Genomic DNA, 2,119 nt, shown 5'->3' on the forward strand with positions numbered 1-2,119 from the left:
GCGTGTTCTCTTATTCTTGAACAATTATTGCCGCGTATTAGCGTTTGCAATCTCTCTTTCTGTTCCAGAAAGGGAAATCCTTTTGCAGGCATTGTCCCCTCCACCCCTTGCCCAATCAACTTTATATATTATACTTTTTTAAAGTCTATTAGCTCACTTCGATAACCAGGTTTGCACAGTATTTCGATGTTTTCCCACCGCTTTAGCAATCGCGCTGATACTTGGTGCATTATCCTGTTTAAGCCAGATCGCGAACTTGTAATCGTTCTTTAGCACTCGACGAGTTAACTTGACACAACTGTTGTGTCAACTCATCCAAACTTTCTTTGACTTCAATTGAAGTAATACCAGCCATTACTAAAGGGGGCTAAACAACTATGCTCAGTTTAACTCATCTGCCTATTACTCATTTTAAATTGGTATAATTTCTCTTTCTGTTCAATATTTAGAAATCTTTTAGCAGGCATTGTCCTCTCTACCCCGTATTTTTTAAACTTTGATTTTATGCTTTTTAGAAGTCTATTAGCTTACTGAGGAGAAAAAAATACTACAGTTGATTGCTAAAGACATTTTTTGGGTTATTCTGCGCCAGGATTGAGTTGGATCATTTCTTCAGTCGTATAAGTACCTACGGGACTCCAAATAACATAAGGAAGCAGTAATCCGGCGGCTAAATGAGTAATTGGGAAAACTGCGATCGCCAGCACAATACTTAAAACTACTCCCGCTCCACCTAAAATCGTTCCTACTAGCAGACTACGAAGCCTCAGAGTTACAGAAGTATAGGAAACTGTGACAATTTCTAAAAGTAGATACAAACTCATTAACAACCAAGTTTTGGTACTACCTGGCTCCTGTTGCCAAACTATATTAGCTGACCAAGCACCGCAGATAAAAACAACCGTCCAAATTACCGGGATTAAGGGTTCAAATGTCAACCATTTGGGGCGGCGCAATTGAATAGCCCATTTGAGATCGCGGGGTTTAAATAATACGCCGCCTATAGCAACTAGGAAAGTTACTAAGGTAATCGCCATCCAAGATTTAATCATACTAGCTCTATTATCTTAATCTTACATATTTATAATGCCAATAGGTCAAAGCAAGATTAATCTTCCTTTAGTTTGAAATAGATTTTTTACATTAAGTTTCTATTAAGTTTTTGCGATTTTTCTAGTCAGTTTTTTTGCCCAGCACGAGCTATATACTAACTTCTGTCTGTTATTCAGTATTTTACCCAGTTTTGAAATAACAGATAAAGAATATACTTAAGTTATAACCTTTAAACTTATTTTATAAAAATCTGGATTATACATAAAAAATAGCACTCTTTCTAAAAAACTTGGAGAAATAAAACACACACTTTTATTCACTCTATTTTTTGTTGTTTTAATTTTAATAATTACTTGGCTTTAGGATAAAATTTAAGGAACGTGATAGAGCCACAAGCTCGCAGAGCTTCACATTTCCAGTTTTATACACTACAATAGTTTTAATCTTTTTAACGCATTTTCCGCAGCACGCTTTTTTGCTTTTGGCTTGCTATGACCTTTCCCTATACCGTATTTTTCCCCTTTTATATATACCTTGAGAGTAAATTCTTTATCATGGTTTGCTCTTGACTCATTTCCTAAATCATATTTAGGTTCTTCTCCTAACTCTGGTACTGACCATTTTTAAAGCATACCTATATAGTTTTCATTTAACTTAAAATTAACAATATGTTGAGCTACTTCAATAAAACTTGGCTTTAAAAAAATATGAACAGCCTCTATAGAACCCATTTGACATCTTTTGCTGAAATGAAGTAAAGTTATCGTCATCCTCTAGTGCAGTGACGATAACTTTACTCCAGCAGCTTAACCGACTCAGAATGGGAAGTGCTTGAACCGCTATTGATTGAGATATTACCGCCCAAGAAGCGAACGAGACCCTCAAACTGGACAAAGCGAGACCTGATCAATGGCATCTTTTATCAACTGAAAAATGGCGCTCATCTGGGAAGACTTGCCCAAAGACCTGCCGCCTTACTCCACGTTTACTAGTTAGAGTCGATGGGGGCTATTACAACCCCGCACCTCTCCTACAGATCCGGGCATGAAACTTTTGCCTCACCCGG

General features: G+C 37.0%; 1 protein-coding gene and 2 pseudogenes. 1 reads left to right on the plus strand and 2 read right to left on the minus strand.

Going from position 1 to position 2,119, the window contains the following annotated elements:
- Positions 1-578: 578 nt before the first annotated feature.
- A complete protein-coding gene (locus tag C7B70_RS25745) occupies positions 579-1,052 on the minus strand; it encodes a TspO/MBR family protein (protein WP_106371687.1) in 474 nt (157 codons plus the stop codon).
- A gap of 429 nt (positions 1,053-1,481) precedes the next feature.
- Positions 1,482-1,640 (minus strand): annotated as a pseudogene (locus C7B70_RS29020) (putative dsRNA-binding protein); the annotation flags it as partial.
- Positions 1,641-1,871: 231 nt separating this feature from the next.
- Here C7B70_RS29020 and C7B70_RS29025 point away from each other — a divergent pair.
- Positions 1,872-2,045 (plus strand): annotated as a pseudogene (locus C7B70_RS29025) (hypothetical protein); the annotation flags it as partial.
- Positions 2,046-2,119: the final 74 nt, after the last annotated feature.

It is taken from the genome of Chlorogloea sp. CCALA 695, assembly GCF_003003885.1.
Taxonomy (GTDB): domain Bacteria; phylum Cyanobacteriota; class Cyanobacteriia; order Cyanobacteriales; family Chroococcidiopsidaceae; genus Aliterella.